This window comes from Maribacter flavus (assembly GCF_008386635.1).
Taxonomy (GTDB): Bacteria; Bacteroidota; Bacteroidia; order Flavobacteriales; family Flavobacteriaceae; genus Maribacter; species Maribacter flavus.
This window is the reverse complement of record NZ_VUOE01000002.1, coordinates 1,223,647-1,243,264: the sequence shown is the minus strand read 5'-3', so window position 1 is coordinate 1,243,264 and position 19,618 is coordinate 1,223,647. Positions and strand designations below refer to the sequence as shown.

General features: G+C 42.6%; 29 protein-coding genes. 23 read left to right on the top strand and 6 right to left on the bottom strand.

Annotation, left to right across the window (positions count from 1 at the left end; genetic code table 11):
- Positions 1–85: 85 nt before the first annotated feature.
- From F0361_RS15830 to F0361_RS15810, 5 genes are all read right to left on the bottom strand, one after another.
- Positions 86–541 (bottom strand): DUF6730 family protein, encoded by a 456-nt coding sequence (locus F0361_RS15830; RefSeq protein ID WP_154920074.1) that lies wholly within the window; start codon positions 539–541, stop codon positions 86–88.
- A gap of 12 nt (positions 542–553) precedes the next feature.
- Positions 554–1,414: a relaxase/mobilization nuclease domain-containing protein gene (locus tag F0361_RS15825; RefSeq protein ID WP_317131742.1), complete on the bottom strand. Its 861-nt coding sequence runs from the start codon at positions 1,412–1,414 to the stop codon at positions 554–556.
- Between the two features lie 5 nt (positions 1,415–1,419).
- Positions 1,420–1,716 (bottom strand): mobilization protein MbpA, encoded by a 297-nt coding sequence (gene mbpA, locus F0361_RS15820; RefSeq protein ID WP_154920070.1) that lies wholly within the window; start codon positions 1,714–1,716, stop codon positions 1,420–1,422.
- A gap of 130 nt (positions 1,717–1,846) precedes the next feature.
- A complete protein-coding gene (locus F0361_RS15815; RefSeq protein ID WP_154920068.1) occupies positions 1,847–2,134 on the bottom strand; it encodes a helix-turn-helix domain-containing protein in 288 nt (95 codons plus the stop codon).
- Positions 2,135–2,280: 146 nt separating this feature from the next.
- Entirely contained in the window at positions 2,281–2,997 is a 717-nt protein-coding gene (locus tag F0361_RS15810) for a hypothetical protein (RefSeq protein ID WP_154920066.1), read from the bottom strand.
- 392 nt (positions 2,998–3,389) lie between these two features.
- On the opposite strand from F0361_RS15810, the gene F0361_RS15805 reads away from it, so the two are divergent.
- The 10 genes from F0361_RS15805 to trxA all read left to right on the top strand — a co-directional run bounded on the left by F0361_RS15805 (position 3,390) and on the right by trxA (position 10,786).
- Positions 3,390–4,388 (top strand): IS110 family RNA-guided transposase, encoded by a 999-nt coding sequence (locus tag F0361_RS15805; RefSeq protein ID WP_154920064.1) that lies wholly within the window; start codon positions 3,390–3,392, stop codon positions 4,386–4,388.
- 321 nt (positions 4,389–4,709) lie between these two features.
- On the top strand, positions 4,710–5,387 hold the full coding sequence (gene rpiA / locus F0361_RS15800) for a ribose-5-phosphate isomerase RpiA (protein ID WP_154920062.1): 678 nt from the start codon (positions 4,710–4,712) through the stop codon (positions 5,385–5,387).
- A gap of 2 nt (positions 5,388–5,389) precedes the next feature.
- A complete protein-coding gene (locus F0361_RS15795; protein ID WP_154920060.1) occupies positions 5,390–6,238 on the top strand; it encodes a helix-turn-helix domain-containing protein in 849 nt (282 codons plus the stop codon).
- Positions 6,239–6,366: 128 nt separating this feature from the next.
- Entirely contained in the window at positions 6,367–6,831 is a 465-nt protein-coding gene (gene msrB, locus F0361_RS15790) for a peptide-methionine (R)-S-oxide reductase MsrB (protein WP_154920324.1), read from the top strand.
- 18 nt (positions 6,832–6,849) lie between these two features.
- Positions 6,850–7,380: a peptide-methionine (S)-S-oxide reductase MsrA gene (gene msrA / locus F0361_RS15785; RefSeq protein ID WP_154920058.1), complete on the top strand. Its 531-nt coding sequence runs from the start codon at positions 6,850–6,852 to the stop codon at positions 7,378–7,380.
- 90 nt (positions 7,381–7,470) lie between these two features.
- Positions 7,471–8,034 carry a peroxiredoxin family protein gene (locus F0361_RS15780; RefSeq protein ID WP_246160915.1) on the top strand — a complete coding sequence of 188 codons (564 nt, stop codon included), beginning with the start codon at positions 7,471–7,473 and terminating at the stop codon, positions 8,032–8,034.
- Positions 8,035–8,568, top strand: coding sequence for an N-acetyltransferase (locus F0361_RS18920; protein WP_246160914.1), 534 nt, complete (start codon positions 8,035–8,037; stop codon positions 8,566–8,568). It abuts the gene before it with no gap.
- A 17-nt stretch (positions 8,569–8,585) separates the two neighbouring features.
- Positions 8,586–9,464, top strand: coding sequence for a transglutaminase family protein (locus F0361_RS15765; RefSeq protein WP_154920056.1), 879 nt, complete (start codon positions 8,586–8,588; stop codon positions 9,462–9,464).
- A 99-nt stretch (positions 9,465–9,563) separates the two neighbouring features.
- Positions 9,564–10,472: a VPGUxxT family thioredoxin-like (seleno)protein, type 2 gene (locus F0361_RS15760; RefSeq protein WP_154920054.1), complete on the top strand. Its 909-nt coding sequence runs from the start codon at positions 9,564–9,566 to the stop codon at positions 10,470–10,472.
- Positions 10,473–10,489: 17 nt separating this feature from the next.
- The gene (gene trxA / locus F0361_RS15755) at positions 10,490–10,786 is read left to right on the top strand and encodes a thioredoxin (protein WP_154920052.1); all 297 of its coding nucleotides are present in this window, start codon (positions 10,490–10,492) and stop codon (positions 10,784–10,786) included.
- Between the two features lie 8 nt (positions 10,787–10,794).
- Here the strand turns inward: trxA and F0361_RS15750 are convergent, their stop codons facing one another.
- Positions 10,795–11,349 carry a DUF427 domain-containing protein gene (locus F0361_RS15750; RefSeq protein ID WP_246160913.1) on the bottom strand — a complete coding sequence of 185 codons (555 nt, stop codon included), beginning with the start codon at positions 11,347–11,349 and terminating at the stop codon, positions 10,795–10,797.
- 34 nt (positions 11,350–11,383) lie between these two features.
- On the opposite strand from F0361_RS15750, the gene F0361_RS15745 reads away from it, so the two are divergent.
- From F0361_RS15745 to F0361_RS15685, 13 genes are all read left to right on the top strand, one after another.
- On the top strand, positions 11,384–12,640 hold the full coding sequence (locus tag F0361_RS15745; protein ID WP_154920048.1) for a thiolase family protein: 1,257 nt from the start codon (positions 11,384–11,386) through the stop codon (positions 12,638–12,640).
- A 157-nt stretch (positions 12,641–12,797) separates the two neighbouring features.
- Entirely contained in the window at positions 12,798–14,369 is a 1,572-nt protein-coding gene (locus tag F0361_RS15740; RefSeq protein WP_154920046.1) for a protein adenylyltransferase SelO, read from the top strand.
- A 32-nt stretch (positions 14,370–14,401) separates the two neighbouring features.
- The gene (locus F0361_RS15735; protein WP_154920044.1) at positions 14,402–14,845 is read left to right on the top strand and encodes a hypothetical protein; all 444 of its coding nucleotides are present in this window, start codon (positions 14,402–14,404) and stop codon (positions 14,843–14,845) included.
- 11 nt (positions 14,846–14,856) lie between these two features.
- Positions 14,857–15,219: a DoxX family protein gene (locus F0361_RS15730; protein WP_154920042.1), complete on the top strand. Its 363-nt coding sequence runs from the start codon at positions 14,857–14,859 to the stop codon at positions 15,217–15,219.
- A complete protein-coding gene (locus tag F0361_RS15725; RefSeq protein ID WP_154920040.1) occupies positions 15,216–15,509 on the top strand; it encodes an antibiotic biosynthesis monooxygenase family protein in 294 nt (97 codons plus the stop codon). Before F0361_RS15730 ends, F0361_RS15725 begins: the two co-directional genes overlap by 4 nt.
- An 11-nt stretch (positions 15,510–15,520) precedes the next feature.
- Entirely contained in the window at positions 15,521–15,820 is a 300-nt protein-coding gene (locus F0361_RS15720; protein WP_154920037.1) for a 4a-hydroxytetrahydrobiopterin dehydratase, read from the top strand.
- A 10-nt stretch (positions 15,821–15,830) separates the two neighbouring features.
- Positions 15,831–16,163 (top strand): DM13 domain-containing protein, encoded by a 333-nt coding sequence (locus F0361_RS15715; RefSeq protein WP_154920035.1) that lies wholly within the window; start codon positions 15,831–15,833, stop codon positions 16,161–16,163.
- A 38-nt stretch (positions 16,164–16,201) separates the two neighbouring features.
- Positions 16,202–16,762: a hypothetical protein gene (locus tag F0361_RS15710; protein WP_154920033.1), complete on the top strand. Its 561-nt coding sequence runs from the start codon at positions 16,202–16,204 to the stop codon at positions 16,760–16,762.
- A gap of 8 nt (positions 16,763–16,770) precedes the next feature.
- A complete protein-coding gene (locus F0361_RS15705) occupies positions 16,771–17,067 on the top strand; it encodes a peptide methionine sulfoxide reductase (protein ID WP_154920031.1) in 297 nt (98 codons plus the stop codon).
- 85 nt (positions 17,068–17,152) lie between these two features.
- Positions 17,153–17,665, top strand: a complete 513-nt coding sequence (msrA, locus tag F0361_RS15700; protein WP_154920029.1) for a peptide-methionine (S)-S-oxide reductase MsrA — start codon at positions 17,153–17,155, stop codon at positions 17,663–17,665.
- A 67-nt stretch (positions 17,666–17,732) separates the two neighbouring features.
- Positions 17,733–18,194, top strand: coding sequence for a carboxymuconolactone decarboxylase family protein (locus tag F0361_RS15695; protein WP_154920027.1), 462 nt, complete (start codon positions 17,733–17,735; stop codon positions 18,192–18,194).
- The gene (locus tag F0361_RS15690; RefSeq protein ID WP_154920025.1) at positions 18,195–19,154 is read left to right on the top strand and encodes an aldo/keto reductase; all 960 of its coding nucleotides are present in this window, start codon (positions 18,195–18,197) and stop codon (positions 19,152–19,154) included.
- Positions 19,145–19,618 carry a TlpA family protein disulfide reductase gene (locus F0361_RS15685; RefSeq protein ID WP_154920023.1) on the top strand — a complete coding sequence of 158 codons (474 nt, stop codon included), beginning with the start codon at positions 19,145–19,147 and terminating at the stop codon, positions 19,616–19,618. Before F0361_RS15690 ends, F0361_RS15685 begins: the two co-directional genes overlap by 10 nt.

The following is a 19,618-nucleotide window of genomic DNA, read 5'->3' as shown; positions in this document are numbered from 1 at the left end:
TACAAAAGCTTTGCGCGCGGTTCCTGTGGAATTTCTTCCGTGTTCGGGAAGATAAGCGAGAAGGAGAAATTCCATAGGGCGCAAACTACTTTTTGCCTTTGGGATTGCGCCATTCTTCGTAAAGGGTACCAGCCTCTGGGATTTCCTCCATAAATCGCTCAAAGTGCCTGACTGCGTTACTTTCACCTGATGAAAACGCAGCCTGTTCCTTTTTGGGGATGTTCGAAATCTGGAATATAGCGTATCCCAAGACGAGTAAATCAGTCACCAAAAAACCCCAGAATAGTTTTACCGCCCATTTTGGAAAAGCAATGGACTTCTTGACATGGTAGATGACATTGGCCAATAGCTTGTTTTGTTCTTCAACCGCTTTCTTCTGGCTGTCGTTGTATCCCTTAAGAAGGTAGTCAATGTCAGCGGTGTCCGCTGAAACTTTATATCCCATGAGAAACTCTTTCAGTTTTTCCATTCGATTGACCGAGTGTTCAAAATTCTTCAGTTCCTCCGTCAACAATTCTGCTATTTCGTCCAGTTTTGCCATAATTCATTTCTTTTAAATCCCCATCCCAAGGTCTATGCTTTTTTTGATGGCGTGTTTAACAACTTTAGTTGCAATTTTAGCCACGAGGTTAGGGGAGAGGTTAACCGTTTTACTCATCAGTTTCATTGCATTTTCCGTTTTGGCTTTCTCCACTACATTTCTGTTGAATCCAATCTGTTCGGCTATCCTGTTCATAGACATGGAACGGTGTACCTCGCTTCCCTTTAAATTTTGCCCTGCAAACCCAAACCGAAAACCCTGCAATTGGTTCTGTTTGTTTATGGATGGGATGACCTTTATAGGATAGGCTTCCATAGCCTTGATGTATTGGTCAAAGTCCTTTGGCCTTACCTCGCTAATGACCTTTTCATGAATTCTTTTAAGAATCATCCGCATATCCTTGGCCTTGTCCAGTTTTTGTTGTTGGACTTCTCGTACTGTGGTAAGGCCCATTTCTTTTGCAACCCGTTCCGCAGCTTGTTGGCTCCGCTTTCCAATAAAGTTGTCCTTATAGGCTTGCCCTTGAAAGTTGATTCGGTTCACATAAAGATGGATATGGACATGTTTTCGGTTTCTGTGCACAAAGGCAATGGCCTGGTTCTCCTGTAACTTCATCTGTTTTAAAAAGCGTTTCGTGATTTCTTGAAGTTCTTGGGTCTTCATTTCTTTGCCATCTTTGATGGTCGGACTCAGCACGAAACTCAAAGTGTTCTTTTGACATTGATGGTTCTGCTGTTGTATGGTCCTGAACTCCTGGGTAATTTCTTTTGGCGCATCTCCCGCTAAATATTGGCTATGGACAATCTCAGGTTTCTTTTCCTCCCGAAGGCCGTATGCCATGGATGCCGATGTGTGTGATATGGATTTTCCCATTCCTATCATATCTTAAAACTTAAAAGGTGTTCCCTGATTTCTTTTGCCAGTTGGGTGACTTCATCCGCCAACTTTGGATTCCGTTTCCGGAACATATTCCCGATACGTTTGAAATTATTTTGATACTTTACCAATAGCTTATAGGCCTCGATTTGGTCTTCGGACAATCGTTCGATGATTCTATCATCAAATGCAGCACGGCGACAGTATTCGCTGATTGAAAGACCTGACTTTTTGGCCTTTACTTTAAGCAGTTTCTTCTCGTAAACCGAGCACCTGAATTGGACAAATTCCCTTTTCATACGTTTTTCCCTCTTTTGCGACCTTCGGGAGCAAAAGCAAGATTTGTCATGACAATGACACATCTTGAATTCTCACTCAATCATCATTTTCATGCTGATTTCGTTCACTCACTCCTCTCCCTATCCAAAATCAATTTTTCTTATTTCTAAGACTATATCTCAGCGCCTCTACTTCGATTTCTGCCTTCGATTTCCTCTTGTTTTGTAATAGCCAAAGATTGAGTTTCTTCTTTTCGAAGAATATCATTTTACCATTGGGTTTTGAGTGCGGTATTTGCCTTCTTGAAGTAAGTTTGTAAAGAAAGCTTCGTGAAACGCCCATGTATTCACAGGCCTCTTCAAACGTCAATACTTCTTTGTTGCTGGACAGTAATCGTTCTATACGTTCAAGACGTTCCTCTAGTTTTAAATAATCCATTATTCTAGATTTTTTTAGGGTGAAACAATGGACAAAAGCTTTTGTTCTTTTTTATAGAATTCTTGCTACAAACTAATATAGGAAACCATAGGAAAGGCTTGCATTGCATGTGATGCAAGCAAAAAAGAGGGCAATGCAAGCAAGTTTTATGAAAATGGGGCAAATACGGCTTCCAATTCCTCGTTTCTTTTGGAAATCCTGTTTCTGGTCAGGGCGTTTCTAACGGTATTGTAGTTATATCGTCGCCCATCCTCGCGTCTCAGCAAATCGGAGTTTTTGATGAAATCAATAAGCTGCAAATCATTCTTGGGAAAGGTCAACTTGAACAGTTCATAAAACTCTTTACAAGCAGGGTTCTTTAATCTCAGATGAATCTTCGCATCATGTTCGTCCCAATTCTTTAAAAAGCATTTTATGAAATTGTCTTTTGATGTCTTATCCATAACAACCATATCATAGCGAATCATGTTGTCGTAAAGCTTCCCCAATTGGGCTTCACTGATTGAAATATTGAAATTTCTGGAGGATTTTAGTTTTTCTTTGATTTTAGGAATGAATACCTTCCTGAATCTTTTTGTCCAGGTCACTTGTGTCATGAATATTCCTCCTAAAAAAAGAAAGCAGCCAGCAACTAAGTAAAAAGTAGCAAACCGCCCTGGATGATCCAGGATTGCATTGAAACCCAACTGCATATTGAGTAGACCTATGGCATAGAACACCAATCTGGGCTTTTCCACATATTTGTCCCATTTGAAAGGTTCATTGAACATAAACCGCATGAGGAGTACCAGATATGGTGCTATAATCCTGATTGCAACATAAGCGAAGCAGGCGAGCATGATATACTTTAGAATGGGCAGCATCTCCTCAATTTAACATTTTTTCCTGTGGAAAGCCACAGTATGGGATGTAATGCCGCTTTTTACGACCACGTTCTTGTAAGATGTACTTTGTGGGTAGGGAAATGAAAGGTCAAGCGGTCTTTCCACCGCTTGTGCTTTCTCGCGGCTCTGAGGGTGTCGGAAAACCGAAAGGTTTTGCGACTTCCGCCTTTAGGTTTGTGCTATAAATATTTGTGTTAATTTTTGAGAAAAGAAAGGGGTGAACTATGACTTCCGCTGGTCTATCGAACCAACCCCTGTATTAGTCCCCTTTCTTACTTTCAGTTGCTTATGTGCCATTTAGAATAGTAGTCTTTCAGGACTTTTAAAGGTCTTAGTAAAAGCAACTTCTTTATTAATCTAAATATCAAATTATGAAATTCAAAGATGCAATTGGAATCGATGTATCCAAAAATACCATCGATGTATTTATTCACGGACCAAAACTGACACAGCAATTTGAGAACGATCCCAAAGGATTCAAAAAAATGTTCAAGTGGGCAATGTCCCATTATTCGGAAGATGATTTTGACCACGTTATTTTTTGCTTTGAACATACGGGCATTTATTCTACACCCTTGTCAATTTATCTGGATGACCTGAAACATGCATTTCTCCTGGTCGCACCACTGCAGATTAAAAAGTCGATGGGAATGGTAAGGGGCAAAAACGATAAGGTAGATGCCTATAGAATTGCGGAATATGCCTATTTGAGAAGGGATTTGATAAAACCGACCAAAATACCCTCCAAAAACATCATGAAACTTCAAAAGCTGATATCGCTAAGGGAGAAACTTGTGAAACAAAGGGCGGGATTCTCGGCAGATTTAAAAGAATATCGAACGGTTCTTGGCAAAGAAAGACATGGGCCTATCATCAATGTCCAAAACAAGATGCTAAATTATTTGGCCAAACAGATCAAGGCGATCGAGCAAGAATTGAAAGAGCTCATCAAAAATGACGAGCACATCAATAAGGTTTACAAATTGGTAACTTCAGTGGATGGCATTGGTCTTATACTGGCCGTCAACCTGATAGTTACTACCAACTGCTTTATAAACTTTGACAGTGCCCGAAAATATGCTTGCTATGCAGGTATTGCCCCGTTCGAAAAACAGTCCGGAACTTCGTTGAGATCCAAATCAAAAGTAAGCCACACTGCGAACAAGAACATGAAGTCCCTCCTTACTTTGGCCGCATTCTCGGCAATCCAGAAAAACTCGGAACTGAAGAATTACTATAGGAAAAGGTTGGAAAAAGGAAAAAGTAAGATGGGTACGATCAACATTATCCGTAACAAAATTGTGCACCGTGTCTTTGCCGTTGTCAAAAGGCAAACACCATATGTAAACGTACATGCATTCACAAACTGAATTTTAACATTTTAAGTTTGGTTTTACCTTAGAATACAGGGACATAGGACTGAACATAAAAAGAACTTTGTGTGCTCTCCTCGAAAAAATAGTGTCCCAAATTGTTCGTTTTACAATACTTTAGAAAACATCAAGTTCGAATCAATAACAGGTTTTTTTTTTCGATAAGTCTTGATGAATTAACTGGTACTCTAAACAAAGTTGTGCCAAATCAACTCATAAATTGTTCATAGCATGTTTTGTTCACAACACATTTTGATTGAAAAAAATTGATTCCTATTCTTATATTTAAACAAACACTTCTATTGAATAAACCAAGAAATGAACCTCGAAACCGAAAAAAGATTGGCCGCGACCGAAGCGGTAAAATTCGTCAAGGATGGCATGACCGTCGGTTTGGGCTCCGGTTCAACTTCGGCATATATGATTCGAATACTGGGCGAAAAAGTTGAAAATGGCCTTAAGATTAAGGGAGTGCCCTCGTCAGAAAAAACCGCTGCACTGGCACGCGAGATGGGTATTCCCTTAGTTTCTTTGGATGATGTGAAAAGAATTGACATCAATCTTGATGGGGCCGATGAATTCGACCCCCAAATGCGGTTAATTAAGGGCGGTGGCGGAGCATTGTTGCGTGAGAAAATCATCGCCCATAATTCAAAGGTCAACATTATTATCACCGATTCGAGCAAGCAGGTCGAACGGTTGGGTAAGTTTAAACTGCCAGTGGAGACTATTCCTTTCGCAACCAACAAGATTATCAGCGAATTGGAGGATATGGGCTTAAAACCGATACCTAGAAAAGCGAACGGAGCACTTTACGTTACTGATGAAAACAACTATATTGTTGATGTTGACATCTGGGAACATAATGATTTGGAAACGTTGGGGTATAATCTAATACGAATTCCCGGAATTGTGGAGACAGGACTTTTTCTAAATACTGCGGATATGATTATCATGGGTAAAGGTGATGCAGTAACCGTGTTTCAAAAAAAATAAAAATGAGATTTCAATATAAAGGAAGCAACGAAGGAAGTTTCGATCTGATAGATACTTCGGAACAAAAGTTCAGTGCCAACGAACTCAGGAAAGACTGCTATAAAATAGTTTGGGCGCGTAATGACAGTATCTCCCTTGGTGTGGACGGGTATCGGGTATTGCTCAAGGAAAACCACCTTTTGTTTGCCTCTTCATTGAACCGACTTTATTTCGAGATTGAGAACAAAGATGTGCTCCTGTATGCCTTCAACCGTGAGTTTTATTGCATCAGGGACCATGATTCAGAGGTTTCCTGCAACGGTTTTTTGTTTTTGGGCACCTCATCTCCCTTGGTTGTCGAATTGACAGAGAAAGAGCTTAAGAGTTTCAATCTGTTGTACGAGTTCTTTGTAGAAGAATTTGAAAACAATAAAGACCATATACAGGGCGAAATGTTGTTGGTCTTGCTCAAAAGATTGCTGATAATGTCCGTTCGGATTGCAAGAAAAGTATTGCCCGACGAAGATATGCCACAATCAAAGCTCGATGCCATTCGCCGATTCAAGTTGTTGGTCGAAATGCACTTTAGGGAAAAGCACAAGGTTCAGGAATACGCCGAACTCATGCATGTGACCCCGAAATCGATTTCCAATCTGTTTGCCCGTTATTTCCATAAAACGCCTCTTCAGCTCATCAATGAACGCATTATTTTGGAGAGCAAAAGGCTATTAGAGTTTTCCGACAGCAATGTCAACGAAATTGCCTATGCACTGGGGTTCAACGAAATCTCACATTTTTCCAAGTTTTTCAAGACACATACAGGAGTATCGCCCAAGGAATATTTGAGGGGACTCAGCGCAGAAAACAGCTAGTCAATTTGGCATTTGAGCAAAATATACAAATGGCAATGATAAATCCGTAATAAGCTAAGCGGTATTGTGTCCTAATTTTGTGCCAAACAAAAGGAGGAAAGGAAATGGACAACAATAAGGATAAGAAAATGCTGAACTGGGCCGATGTCATTCACTTTGCGACAAAAGGGAATCCAGAGCCTGATAGAAGGGTCGAAAAAACCGAAGCGGAATGGAAAGAAATCCTGACACCCGAACAATTTAGGATTACCCGCTTAAAGGGTACGGAGGCACCCCATTCGGGAGCATTATGTAGTATTTACGAAGCGGGCAAGTACAATTGTGTATGTTGCAACACGCCCTTGTTTGATTCAACGATAAAGTTCAATTCAGGTACAGGGTGGCCCAGCTTTACCCAGCCCATCAAGGGAAACGCCATCAAGTATGAAAAAGATACGTCGTTCGGTATGGTACGGGTAGAGGTCATGTGCAACACCTGTGATGCGCACCAAGGACACGTTTTCCCTGATGGACCAGAGCCCAGTGGACTGCGGTACTGTATCAACAGTGAGGCGCTCACTTTGCAAGAAGATAAAGAAGAAGCTAACAGTTAATAAAAGAAAGGCAATAAAATGGAAGTAATGACCGTAGGAGGTGGCTGCTTCTGGTGTGTAGAAGCCATCTTTCAACAAGTAAAAGGAGTTGAAAAAGTAGTATCTGGGTATAGCGGAGGCGATTGTCCCGGTCACCCGACGTACAGAGAAATTTGCTCTGGCCGAACCGGACATGCAGAAGTGGTCAAGGTCACCTTTGATCCCAAAGTGATCAGCTACGAAGAGTTACTTGTCATTTTTATGACCACACATGATCCTACTACGCTCAACAAACAAGGGGCAGATGTGGGTACGCAATACAGGTCGGTCGTCTATTATCACAATGACGAACAAAAAGAGATCATTGATCAAGTAATCAAACAGTTGAACCCTTATTTTGATAATAAAATCGTGACCGAAGTGAGCCCTGCGGAAATATTTTATGCCGCTGAGGACTATCATCAAAATTACTACAATGAAAATAGCAGCCAAGGGTATTGTAGCTTAGTGATTACGCCGAAGCTGAACAAACTGCGAAAGATGTATGCCGATAAATTAAAGGCTGCTTAATTCTTCGAGAACTTTTCAGTACTAAAGTTCCACACTATATAACCTGCAAAGGGGTGTGACCCACCCCTCGGCAGGTCACTTAAAACAACAATGAGAATTTTAATAAGCCTCTTGGTGTACTGGGTGTTCTTTGCCCATGCCCAAGACAAAAGAAAGGAAATAAAAATGAAAGAAACAGTAGAAAATAAAGTGTTCAAAGCACCTGAATTCGATGTCAAGGACTGGATCGATGCCAAAGGCAACAAAACGGATCAGATCAAACTGTCCGATTTTGATGGAAAATTCAAAGTAGTGTACTGTTTTCAAAGTTGGTGCCCCGGTTGCCATAGCAAGGGGCTGCCTGATTTGAAAAAAATGGTCGATGCTTTGGAAGGTAACGACAAAGTAGCTTTTTTGGCCGTACAAACCGTTTTTGAAGGCCACCATGCCAATACCTATGAAAAAATGATCGAGACCCAAAAACAGTACGATCTTAAAATTCCCTTTGCGCATGATGCCGGAGATGACGGCGAATCCAGGTCGAACATCATGACCAATTACCGTACGGGGGGTACCCCATGGTTCATTTTGATCGATCAAAACAACAATGTGGTGTTCGCCGATTTTCATTTGAACGCCGATGCCGCGATTCAAGTTTTGAAAAGTGTTGAATAAATGTTGCGAAACGTTCCTGAAATAAAACTGTACGGGGCAGACGGCTGTCACAAGACACGTTATTACCAGTTGGTGCTTGAAAGCACCCGTCTGCCCTTTGCATTTTTGGATGTCGAAGCCGATGAGGGTCATGCGAGTGAACTGCGAGGTCTGTACACCAACGGAAAGTTGAACTTCCCGACCATAACCATTGGCAGCAAAAAATTAAGAAATCCGTATAAAGATGAGCTATTTAAATGGCTCCATAAATTGATACCGAGTATGCTGGAAATAAAACACGATAAAGAAGCCCAAAAGTTCACTATGGACATCAATGGGGAAGAAGCAAGGGTAGAGTACAATTTGCGCGATGGTAAAATGTACCTCGTACATTCCGAAGTGCCCTATCAATTGAGAGGGCGCGGCATCGGCAAAGAACTGGTGTTGAAAACCTTTGAAAAACTGACCGAAGAAGGGTATAAGGCGGTTGCTGTGTGCACCTATATCAGGGCCGTAAAAAACCGTGATCCGAAATGGAAAGATATAATTGAATAAAACAAGAAAGGAGTTACATGATGAAAACATTGGACCACTCAAGTATAAAAGCGCTCATAAGTCTGTTGGAGGACCCTAGCGAGGTCATTTATAATGAAATTCATCAGACCATAATCTTTTTGGGAGATGATGGTATACCACATCTGCAAACGGCATTCGACGAGAGTGAGAGCGATTTACAAAAAGAGAGGATAGCGCAAATTCTTGACGAATTGAAATTGGCGAAACTGAATAAGGACCTCAACAATTGGAAAGAGTTCCGTTCCGATGATTTGTTGGAAGGCCTATTGCTGATCGCAAAATACGGATATCCGAATTTCGATAAGGCCGAAATCGAGAAAACCATAAATGACATGGTTGCCGTCTTAAAAGATAAATTGGAGGGAAAAACCGATGTGCAGATCGTACATCTATTGAACCAGACAATTTTGTACGATTTTGGCTTTAACGGCAATACGCACAACTATTCGGCAATAAATAATTCATTTATCAACAAAGTTTTTGAAAACCGTATTAGTAATCCTATCGGATTGTCGGTCATATATCTCTTAGTTGCCGAACGTTTGAACATTCCGTTGGTGGGCATCAACTCTCCAGGGCATTTTATATTGGGCTACGTTAATGAGCATTTTACCAAAGAAGGTGTTACCGACGGTTCCGTGATGCGCAAAGTCGATTTTCTCGTGGATCCGTTCAACAATGGACTGATGATCAATAATGAGGATTTTGACGCCCTGCTGTCGACCATTCCTTATGACCTAAAGGATAAAGACCTTTTGCCCGCAACCAATGTGGCCATCGTGAAAAGGGTCATGAACAATCTGATACACGCCTTGTTTACCACTGGCGAAAAGAGCACCGCTGAAGAATTATTGAACATTAACGAAGCACTTTAAGTCGCTAAGATGGGAATCTTCTTGTGCCCCTGATGTTATGGAGATGAATGATGATGACGGGGCGCAAGGAGCATTCCAATTAAAGAAAGGAAAAGAATTATGTTGGTATTGACAAATCCAAAAGACCAAAATATAGAGCTGGGAAAAGTTACTTGGCTTAGAGACTATAAAGACGCCCTTGACCAGAGCGGTCTTACCCAAAAACCGGTGTTGCTGTTTTTTCAAGAGATTCCCGGATGCAGTACCTGTGTCAACTATGGTAGGGATGTTTTGTCGCATCCTTTAATGGTCGAGTTCATAGAAAACGAATTTGTACCATTGGCAATCTATAACAACAGACCCGGGGCCGATCAAGATATCTTGAATCTTTACCAAGAGCCCTCATGGAACAATCCAGTTGCACATTTTGTGAACGAAAATGGTCAGGATATCATTCCAAAGTTGGCCAATAATTATCATCCATTGGGTATGTATAATAAATTGGTTGAAACACTAACTGCTTTAGGGAAACCTATTCCTAAATATGCACAATTGTTAGGTGATGACTTAAAAATGCAATATGGTTATTATAAACAAACCATATACGAGACCCCTTGCTTTTGGTCTGGGGAAACCACTTTGATGCAGCACCCAGCAATAAAGTATACGGAAGCAGGTTGGATTAATGGATTGGAGGTTGTAAAAGTGTTTTACGACGAGTCTATAGCATCGGTAGCAGAGCTTGATAGTTATGCGGCCCAAGAAGGCTTTTTTGTCATCGGCAATCATCAAGAGTATAAAATTGATAAAAGGCCGCAATACTATTTGTCAAAATCGCCCTATAAATATTTACCATTGAGCAAGGCACAAAGGGCCAGAATCAACTTGGCAATCCCTTATCGAAGAAACCCAAACGGCTATTTAAGCCCGAAACAGGCAGGTATTTTTAGTGAGGTTTCTAAAGGGATCGGCGTAGCCGGAAAAAGCAAACAATATTTAGAAGATGTTGAAACATCTTGGGGTTTTTAATTTAAAAAAGAAATACTATGTCAAATTTTTCAGAACTTATAAAGGGAGATAAACCAGTACTGGTAGATTTTTATGCCACTTGGTGTGGCCCATGCCAACTCATGCATCCAATACTGGACGATGTTAAAAAGGAAGTAGGCGAAAATGCATCCATTCTAAAAATAGATGTTGATAAAAATCAAGAACTGGCAGCCAAGTATCAAGTGCGAGGTGTCCCAACACTGATGATTTTTAAAGATGGTGAACAATTGTTCAGGCAGTCGGGCGTATTACAAAAAAAAGAACTGGTAAAATTACTTGAAGAAAACGCATAAGCAATTCCTTACCAGTTTTCTGAACCGGGCTGGCCTTTAAAAGGCCCCACAAGGTCTTTGGTGATCCAGCCAGCATAGATGGTACTGTCTTGGGGCGTGATCTGCTCATCGCCGATAAAGCAGCGCAGGCGATGTGGATAAAAGGCAAGATACTTTGTCAATTGTTCATATTCGTCAAACGGATTGGGATAATCCCACGCAATTGGAGATTTTGGGCTCTGTTTCAGGGCCCAATACCCGGCCTTACCTTTCCATTCGCACCATGAGGTGGTATCGATTTCGACCAACTGGTCGAAGTCCACATCATGCGGGGGAATATAGTAGGTCGGCGGATTGGCTGTTTCCTTTACGGCCAAACAACCATCGGTTTTTGCCAAAAGTGTATCCTCAAAAAATACACGAACGACAGCATCGACCAAGGTAACGCTTGGCGGTCTCGGAAAGTCCCAGACGGAAACCTGTCCTGCTTTAGGCTCAATGGCAAAAGGTGGTCTTTTTTGACCGCGGTAGGTCCATTTGTTTCGGGCCTCAAGTATCCAATTGGGGATGGTAGGCTTTTTCAAACAAAAAGAATTTTGACAACTAAAAGTAAGGCAAATGAACAATAGTAAAAAAGAAATATGGCTCGCATCGGGCCTGCGTACACCCTTTGTGAAAGAAAATAAGGAGTTGGAAAGCATTGGTGCCGTAGACCTGTCAGTAGCGGTATTGAACCAGATGAAACGCAAAGAACAACTTAACCCAGACTATGTGGCCTGGGGTACGGTCGTTCCGAATTTGGAATACAGCAATATTGCCCGCGATGCGGTTTTGGAGTCTGAAGTAAACGACGAGACCATTGCGTTTACGACCACTATGGCATGTAGCACAAGCTTACTATCTACCCTGCAATTGGCATCCATGTTAAAAGACACTGAAGTGGGAATCGCTGGCGGTGTGGAGAGCATGTCGAATGTGCAAATGGGGTTGTCGAACAAAACCTCAAAATGGATAAAACGCTTCCCGAAATTGAAAGGATTTTTCAATAAACTGAAATGGCTCGGAGGTCTGTTCAAGTTCAAACTGTACATTCCGCCGGGAGTCAATCGGGTTACGGGAAAAAGCATGGGGCAACATGCCGAAATTACCGCACAACGCTTAAATATTGACCGTGAAGCCCAAGACAAACTTGCGTTAAGGAGCCATCAAAATTACTTTAAGGCAAAAGAGAAAGGCTTTTTTGAAGACTTGGTGTTTCCTGCCTTTAATGTTTTGGAGGATTTGATCCCGAGAAAAAACACATCGCTTGAGAAGTTGGGCACCCTAAAGCCAGTCTTTGACAGAAAATCGGGTAATGGTACGCTCACAGCAGGTAACTCTACCTTATTTACCGATGGGGCCGCAGGGGTTTGGGTCGCCGGTAAAGACCGTATCGACGAATTAAAAACCGGCTATAAAGCCCAATTGGTAGATTGGGAAATGGCCGGTGTAAATATTGAAGAGGAAGGAATCTTAATGTCGCCAAGTTTTGCGATTCCACGTTTGTTGGAACGCAACAACCTCACCTATGACGATGTCGACCTTTGGGAAATACACGAAGCTTTTGCATCACAAGTACTTTCCACGATTTCTAATTTGGAAAACAAGACCCATTTGAAAAAAGTGGGGACTGCGAGTGAAATGGGCAAGTTTCCGATTGAAAAATTGAATCCCAATGGAAGCAGTATTGCCATTGGCCATCCTTTTGGGGCGACCGGAGCTAGAATCTTGAGCCAAACCATAAAGGAATTGCACCAAATGGGCAAAGGCAAAAAGGCCCTTGTCAGTGTATGTGCCGATGGTGGCTTGGGTGCCGTAGCATTGATTGAAAACTAAAATGGCAGAAATAAACAAGACCGAAGTTATCGTATTGGGCACTTTGCACAGCTAACATTTGTAAGTTTGAGAAAAATATACAAATCATCAGGTAGAATCAGTATGGGGGAATACAGTTGGAGAACATAATTTTGAATAAAGAAGAAAGGAGCACATTTTGACGTTACAACTTGATATAAAAGATAAATTCAACGAGCAATTGCCCGCCGACCCGATTTTGGAAAATTCACGACGGCAGGTCAGAAATGCCTGTTTCTCGTATGTGGTGCCTAAAAAACCCACAAAGCCGTCCTTGATCCATGTTTCGCCCGAAATGGCGGAAGCCATCGGATTGAATGCATCGACCACAAAATCACAAGAGTTTCTCGACATTTTTTCGGGCACCGAACTACTGCCCGATACAAGTCCGTATGCGATGTGCTACGGCGGACATCAATTTGGTAGCTGGGCAGGGCAGTTGGGCGATGGCAGGGCCATAAACCTCTGCGAGGTCGAACATCAAGGCAAGAATTGGGCCCTACAGTTAAAGGGAGCAGGGGAAACGCCCTATTCCCGTTCGGCGGACGGCTTGGCGGTACTGCGCTCATCCATCAGGGAATATTTGTGTAGCGAGGCCATGCACCATTTGGGGGTGCCAACCACGAGGGCTTTGTCATTGGCCCTTTCGGGAGATGAGGTTTTACGGGATGTGCTTTACGACGGCAATCCGGCCTATGAAAAAGGGGCCATCGTCTGTCGCACGGCCGAGTCGTTCATCCGTTTTGGAAATTTCGAGATATTGGCCGCACAGCAAGATGTAAAGACCCTGATAGCTTTGGTCGATTTTACCATTAAGCAACATTATCCCCACTTGGGCGAACCTTCCAAGGAAACCTATCTCAAGTTCTTTAAGGAAGTGGCCGTAAGGAGCATGGAAATAGTCATCCATTGGCAGCGCGTGGGTTTCGTACACGGTGTGATGAATACCGATAATATGTCCATTTTGGGGTTGACCATCGATTACGGGCCTTATGGTTGGCTGGAAGGTTACGACCATGGTTGGACGCCCAATACCACCGACAGTGGGCAAAAGCGATACCGCTACGGCACCCAGCCACAGATTGTACTTTGGAATCTATTGAAATTAGCCAATGCACTATATCCATTGATCGAGGAAACAAAGCCGTTGCAGGATATTTTGGATGAATATCAAGAGGAAGTAAAGGTCGCCCATCTCGAAATGATGAAATCGAAATTGGGGCTTTTCCTTTCGGATACGGATGACAAAAAACTCGTAGAGCAATTGGAGAACGTATTGCAACTTTCCGAAACCGATATGACCATCTTCTTCAGAAACCTTGCCGATTTCAAAAAAGAAGATAGTGCGTCGGAAGGGTTAGAAGTGGTCGAAAAAGCATTTTACCTTCCCGGCGAAATCAAAGGGAAAATTGAGAGGCAATGGCACAATTGGTTCGAAAAATATGCCAAGCGTCTGCGAAAAGAAGACAAAAGGGATAGCGAACGAGCCGAGGCGATGAACAAGGTCAATCCGAAATACGTGTTGCGCAACTACATGGCACAATTGGCAATAGACGATGCCGACATGGGCAAATATCAATTGGTGGATGAACTGTTTCAACTGCTCAAAAACCCCTATGACGAGCAGCCTGAAAACGAAAAATGGTTCGCCAAACGCCCCGAATGGGCAAGACATAAGGTGGGATGCTCCATGTTATCGTGCAGCTCCTAAAAATCGACAACTAACAATTTAAATACAGAACAATGGATAAAAACAAGATCAAACAGGCGCTTATCGATTTGGAGAAACGGCATATCGATGCGGCAGAGATGAAATACGAAGAATTTTTGTCGGGAAACTTACTGGACAAAACAGAAGTCATTGATGATGACGACCAATCACATCACAGGCAAAGCATCGAAATTTCTGACCAGTTGGAAGAACAGGCCCATGTGCATGCCGAGCACTTGGAGACCATCAACAAGATTTCCTTTGAACCAAAAGATACGGTCGAACCTGGCGCAGTGGTCAGTGTGAATGGCCGTTGTATGATCGTCGCGGTTTCAAAACCGCCATTTAAAATCGGCAAGAGAGATTTTTTGGGCATCTCTACACAGGCTCCAATCTATAGTGCCTTGAAGGGAAAAAGAGCAGGGGATTCTTTTGAGTTCAACAACCAACAATTTATGATTGAAGCTGTAAACTAACTATCAAGAATATGAAACGAGACAATATAATATATTGGGCTGCTACCTTGATCATTTTTGGTGTAATGATGCTTGGCGGGGTAATGGATATTGTACAGCCCGAAGGGTTTGCTGAAAATGTGGCATCCCTCGGCTATCCGCTGTATTTCTTTACCATTCTTGGTGTGTTCAAGGTCATTGGAAGCATTTTATTGGTCGTTCCCAAAGTGTCGATGAAATTGAAGGAGTTGGCCTATGCCGGTTTCTTTTTTGATCTGGTATATGCGGCCTTGTCGCATGGAGTAATAGGGGAATATGCAAAAATACTACCGCCTGTGGCCTTTTTAGTGATTTTGGCGGTGTCGTACAAGTACAAAAACAAGGTAATATCATGATAGTAGCGGCATTTAAGTACAAAGTGAATCCAGAGTTTCAGGAGGAGTTCGATAGGCTTTATGGCCATGCGGCGCAGCATGTGGCAGCCATTAAAGGCTATGATAAGCATGAAGTGTACGATGGGGAAAATGGGCACCATATGTTGGTCGTCTATTTTAAGGACCGCGAATCTTTTGAAGTTTGGGATACGCACCCAGAACACAAAAAGTATAAGGAACGCGGTAAAACAGAAATTTTTGAATCATACGACGTTTCGGTCGGCGAGGTATTCGAAAGGCACATTAAATAATTCTTGGTCGCATGAAAAAAGAAGTCACGGTGTACAAAGGCACCGAAATTCAATCGCAATTGGACCAGCACGAGCTGTCCCCGAAATGGAGGATCAAGGGCGATAGTATTGTAAGGAACTTGGAGTTCAAAAACTTTGTCGAGGCCTTTGGGTTTATGTCTCGCATCGCCATTTTGGCCGAAAAGAAAAACCATCATCCCGAATGGTTCAACGTGTACCATAAAGTTGACATTACGTTGACATCGCACGATTTCGGTGGGGTAAGTAATATGGATATCGATTTCGCCAAGACCATCGAATCCCAACTTTAATTTCTTACCAATGAAAATCGTTGCCAAGTCAAGAATAGAAGGACCTGAAGCGTTCGGAGATGCAGCTATCATTACCGACGATGATGGTAGCCATGTCCTTCAACTGACCAACTTTTGGGTGGCACAAGGCGCTCCCGATGTACGTATCGTGTTCAGTAAAGATCCTATAGGGGTGGTGGCCGAACATAACATCAGGTTCATTGCCGAGTTGCCCGATGGACATTTTGAAGGCGACTTCCCAATCGACCATTTGAACGATTTTGATGAGATGAAAACACTTATCGTGTATTGCAAAAAGTTCTTTGCCCACTTTGGTCACGGAACTATCGAAAAGAAGAACTAATGACGAGTTCGATATAACAAATTGAAAATGAAAAAACTATGGAAGCAAAAAACAATATGATAGAAACGGTCAAGGAACTCAATAGTGTGGGTTATACCGAAGATTTTCGGTTGACGGGAGAAAAACTGCATTGGGTGGCGAAAAATGTGGATTACAACGCCGACCAATTTGAAGTGGATTATGCCTACAGGTTTGAGAGTTCCGATACGCCCGAAGACACCTCAATGGTCTATGCCGTAAGCATTCCGAAGAAAGGCACAAAAGGGGTTTTATTGGATGTGTTGGACAACTTTTCGTCGCTGCCCGACAACTTTGTGAACAATAAAGTTCGCGAAAAAGTCCCGACCGTACTCACACACGACGAAAGCAACAATGAACTGAAATTTGGCTTTGTACCCAAAGTGCACAAAAGCAAGTTCAACGAAAATCCGCATCGTTACGAATTGCGAAAGAATTTCCCCGATTTTCCGGCATGTCCCTTTGGTCAAAGTTTTTCAATGCTGGGTTATGACAAAGAAGTGGAACAATATGTTTGGTTGGTCACGAGCATCATTCGCGACGAAAGATTACAGGTCAACGATTATAAAAATCCGGAATAAGGAATAGGATGGCGCACCCCATTTTTGAGAAGATAAAAATGCTGCCCGAAAGCTATTCCGAAGGAATGTACCAAGGTAGAAAATATGGGATCACTAAGAATAGCTTCAATCAAGGGAATTCCTTTAAAGTCTATGCGGAGGAATTGGGGGGTACCGATTTCATCAGCCTAAATTACTATCGTACCAAAAGCCAGGGATTGTTGAAACCCTGTGAAATGCCCGAACAGAAAGTTATCGATTTTCTAGAAAACGTGTCGCTGGTCAAAAGTGAGCAAAATGTCAATATTGATAGGAGTAATGTATAATACGGAACCGGTGTTGATCAAGTAATTTTACAGGGAATCAATCAACGGTTCTTTTAAAATAATTGTGTAACAAGAATTAGAAATTATGGATAACTACAAGAAAGCATATATAGCGGGAGGCTGTTTCTGGGGCATGGAAGATCTCTTCAGAAAACGTCCCGGAGTGATAGATACCGAAGTGGGGTATCAAGGTGGCGAAAATGATAATCCCACTTATCAAAACCATCCTGGACATGCGGAAGGCATAGAAATTACCTATGACCCTACAAAAACATCCTTTAAGGAATTATTGGATTATTTCTTCAGGATGCACAACCCCACAACGGTCGACCAACAAGGTAACGATAGGGGATCGAGCTACCGTTCCGCGATTTTTTATCAGAACGATGAAGAAAAAGCCGTGGCGGAAGAAATGATCGCCTTGGTCGATGCTTCCGGTAAATGGCCGGGCAAGGTCGTTACGACCTTAGAGCCATGGTCAACATTTTGGCCAGCGGAAGAATACCACCAAGACTATTTGGTCAAGAATCCGAATGGCTACACCTGCCATTTTTTAAGATTTGAGGATAGTTTTATCAATAAAGCGCAAGAAGCGTAATTGTATGGAAGAAGCTTGCGCCGCGAACGCGGGCTTCTTCTTTCCATAAATTCTTAACAACCTTATTATGAGTGACGTAAAATTCAAGAATACACGATTTGACCCCGATAGCACGCCCTTCTTGGGAATTGCCAAACAAATGGCCCAGGCTTTCGGATATACCGCGGACTTAAAAACGGACAAAAAGTTGGCACAGCTGTTGCGCTTGCGGGTAGCACAAAAAAACGAATGTGCGTACTGTATCATTCTCCACGCCAAAACATCGCGCGACATAGGAATCGATGAGGCCAAAGTGGACAATATATCGTCTTGGTGGAATAGCGAGCTGTTTACCAAAAAAGAGAAAACGGCCCTCGAATATTGCGATGTGCTGACCGAGGGAAGCAACAAAAATTTTCAGCGTTACCATCAAGGAATGACACAATATTTCTCTGAGGTTGAGATTGCCGAGATTGCCGCCATTGTGATCAACATGAATGTCTGGACGCGCCTGAAGCTCGCACAGGGCGAAACCCCGTATGTGGATTAGATGCTAAAAGGAGGGCACATAGCATTGGGTACTGCAGCCATCGGAAGGCCGGTGTACATCAACATCAAACAAGAAGATCCGGATACCGAGTTTTCGTTGGAAGCTTTCCGCAAAAAAGGGGTTGAGGTGCTCGAGACCGCATACAGGAAAGGCGTACGGCATTTTGACACCGCGCCCAACTATGGGCTGGCCGAGGACTTGTTGATAGACTGGATCAAGGAAAAGAACGACCCGTCCCTCATCGTAAGCACAAAATGGGGCTATACTTATGTCGCCAATTTCGACCCGAATGCCACGGAGCATGAGATCAAGGAACATTCGCTTAACAAATTGAACGAACAATGGGCGGTTTCGAGGGCCTTGCTGCCCCATTTGAAACTGTATCAGATTCATTCCGCAACCTTTGAATCGGGAGTGTTGGAAAATACAGAAGTGCTGAACCAACTGTATGAATTAAAAAAGAAGTTTGGCCTGATAATCGGACTGACGGTTACGGGAAGCAACCAGGTTGACGTATTGAAAAAGGCCTTGACGGTTCAAGTTGAAAATGAAGGACTGTTCCAATCCGTTCAGTTTACCTTTAATCTGCTCGACCAAAGTGTCGCCACAATGAAAAACGAATTGGAGCAACTTGATAGCCCTATTTTAATCAAAGAGGTACTGGCCAATGGCAGGTTGATCCCGAATGATGATTACAAAAGCTATGCCCCACTTTATAACGAAATGAAAGGGTTGGCAAAGAAATATAGGGTTGGGGCAGACGCTATCGCCTTACGTTTTGCGATGGATAGTTTTAAAAATGCCAATGTGTTGAGCGGTGCCAGTAACGAGGCACATTTGATGGCAAACCTAAAGGCGGATACATTTTCACTGGCTTACGATGAAATGGATAGGCTCCGTTCGTTTGCCATTGCACCATCGGCCTATTGGAACGAAAGAAAAGAACTGCAATGGAATTGAACCAGCCAATACCCGAATGGAATTTGCTTCCGATTTTTTCGGAGGAAGTTCCCTCGCTTAAAGATTTTAAAGGCAAGCCGTTGCTCATCCTTTTTTTCAATTTGGGATGCCCAGGCTGTAAAGGCAGGGCATTGCCCTATGCGAATAGGGTAGTAGTCGAAAATGGGGAACATATTAAGGTGTTGGGAATCCATACGCGGTTTGAAGGGCCTGAATATGAGGTGTCGGATTTTGAAAAAGCGAAGGAAGACTATTACATCCGTTTTCCGTTTTTCAAGGATGCGAATCTGGCAGAGACCTTCCATAGTTACGAGGCAGGCGGTACCCCGCATTGGATATTGCTTGACAGCGAGGGGAAGTTGGTCTATTCCATCTTCGGTTCCGACCCCAACAACGCCCTGTTGCGATTGGATTTAAAAATAGGGGAGTTGCTTGACGTATCCCAGAAAAACGAAAATGAATAA

Bases quoted from the DNA above. Each gene is read 5' to 3' on its own strand.
- F0361_RS15710 (WP_154920033.1), top strand. From the start codon at position 16,202: ATGGAAGCAAAAAACAATATGATAGAAACGGTCAAGGAACTCAATAGT.
- msrA (WP_154920058.1), top strand. From the start codon at position 6,850: ATGGAAGTAATGACCGTAGGAGGTGGCTGCTTCTGGTGTGTAGAAGCC.
- F0361_RS15690 (WP_154920025.1), top strand. From the start codon at position 18,195: ATGCTAAAAGGAGGGCACATAGCATTGGGTACTGCAGCCATCGGAAGG.
- F0361_RS15825 (WP_317131742.1), bottom strand. From the start codon at position 1,414: ATGGGAAAATCCATATCACACACATCGGCATCCATGGCATACGGCCTT.
- F0361_RS15830 (WP_154920074.1), bottom strand. From the start codon at position 541: ATGGCAAAACTGGACGAAATAGCAGAATTGTTGACGGAGGAACTGAAG.
- F0361_RS15815 (WP_154920068.1), bottom strand. From the start codon at position 2,134: ATGGATTATTTAAAACTAGAGGAACGTCTTGAACGTATAGAACGATTA.
- F0361_RS15780 (WP_246160915.1), top strand. From the start codon at position 7,471: ATGAGAATTTTAATAAGCCTCTTGGTGTACTGGGTGTTCTTTGCCCAT.
- F0361_RS15805 (WP_154920064.1), top strand. From the start codon at position 3,390: ATGAAATTCAAAGATGCAATTGGAATCGATGTATCCAAAAATACCATC.
- F0361_RS15715 (WP_154920035.1), top strand. From the start codon at position 15,831: ATGAAAATCGTTGCCAAGTCAAGAATAGAAGGACCTGAAGCGTTCGGA.
- F0361_RS15725 (WP_154920040.1), top strand. From the start codon at position 15,216: ATGATAGTAGCGGCATTTAAGTACAAAGTGAATCCAGAGTTTCAGGAG.
- rpiA (WP_154920062.1), top strand. From the start codon at position 4,710: ATGAACCTCGAAACCGAAAAAAGATTGGCCGCGACCGAAGCGGTAAAA.
- F0361_RS15730 (WP_154920042.1), top strand. From the start codon at position 14,857: ATGAAACGAGACAATATAATATATTGGGCTGCTACCTTGATCATTTTT.
- F0361_RS18920 (WP_246160914.1), top strand. From the start codon at position 8,035: ATGTTGCGAAACGTTCCTGAAATAAAACTGTACGGGGCAGACGGCTGT.
- F0361_RS15695 (WP_154920027.1), top strand. From the start codon at position 17,733: ATGAGTGACGTAAAATTCAAGAATACACGATTTGACCCCGATAGCACG.
- F0361_RS15745 (WP_154920048.1), top strand. From the start codon at position 11,384: ATGAACAATAGTAAAAAAGAAATATGGCTCGCATCGGGCCTGCGTACA.
- trxA (WP_154920052.1), top strand. From the start codon at position 10,490: ATGTCAAATTTTTCAGAACTTATAAAGGGAGATAAACCAGTACTGGTA.
- F0361_RS15760 (WP_154920054.1), top strand. From the start codon at position 9,564: ATGTTGGTATTGACAAATCCAAAAGACCAAAATATAGAGCTGGGAAAA.
- F0361_RS15705 (WP_154920031.1), top strand. From the start codon at position 16,771: ATGGCGCACCCCATTTTTGAGAAGATAAAAATGCTGCCCGAAAGCTAT.
- F0361_RS15735 (WP_154920044.1), top strand. From the start codon at position 14,402: ATGGATAAAAACAAGATCAAACAGGCGCTTATCGATTTGGAGAAACGG.
- msrB (WP_154920324.1), top strand. From the start codon at position 6,367: ATGCTGAACTGGGCCGATGTCATTCACTTTGCGACAAAAGGGAATCCA.
- F0361_RS15810 (WP_154920066.1), bottom strand. From the start codon at position 2,997: ATGCTGCCCATTCTAAAGTATATCATGCTCGCCTGCTTCGCTTATGTT.
- mbpA (WP_154920070.1), bottom strand. From the start codon at position 1,716: ATGAAAAGGGAATTTGTCCAATTCAGGTGCTCGGTTTACGAGAAGAAA.
- msrA (WP_154920029.1), top strand. From the start codon at position 17,153: ATGGATAACTACAAGAAAGCATATATAGCGGGAGGCTGTTTCTGGGGC.
- F0361_RS15765 (WP_154920056.1), top strand. From the start codon at position 8,586: ATGATGAAAACATTGGACCACTCAAGTATAAAAGCGCTCATAAGTCTG.
- F0361_RS15720 (WP_154920037.1), top strand. From the start codon at position 15,521: ATGAAAAAAGAAGTCACGGTGTACAAAGGCACCGAAATTCAATCGCAA.
- F0361_RS15795 (WP_154920060.1), top strand. From the start codon at position 5,390: ATGAGATTTCAATATAAAGGAAGCAACGAAGGAAGTTTCGATCTGATA.
- F0361_RS15685 (WP_154920023.1), top strand. From the start codon at position 19,145: ATGGAATTGAACCAGCCAATACCCGAATGGAATTTGCTTCCGATTTTT.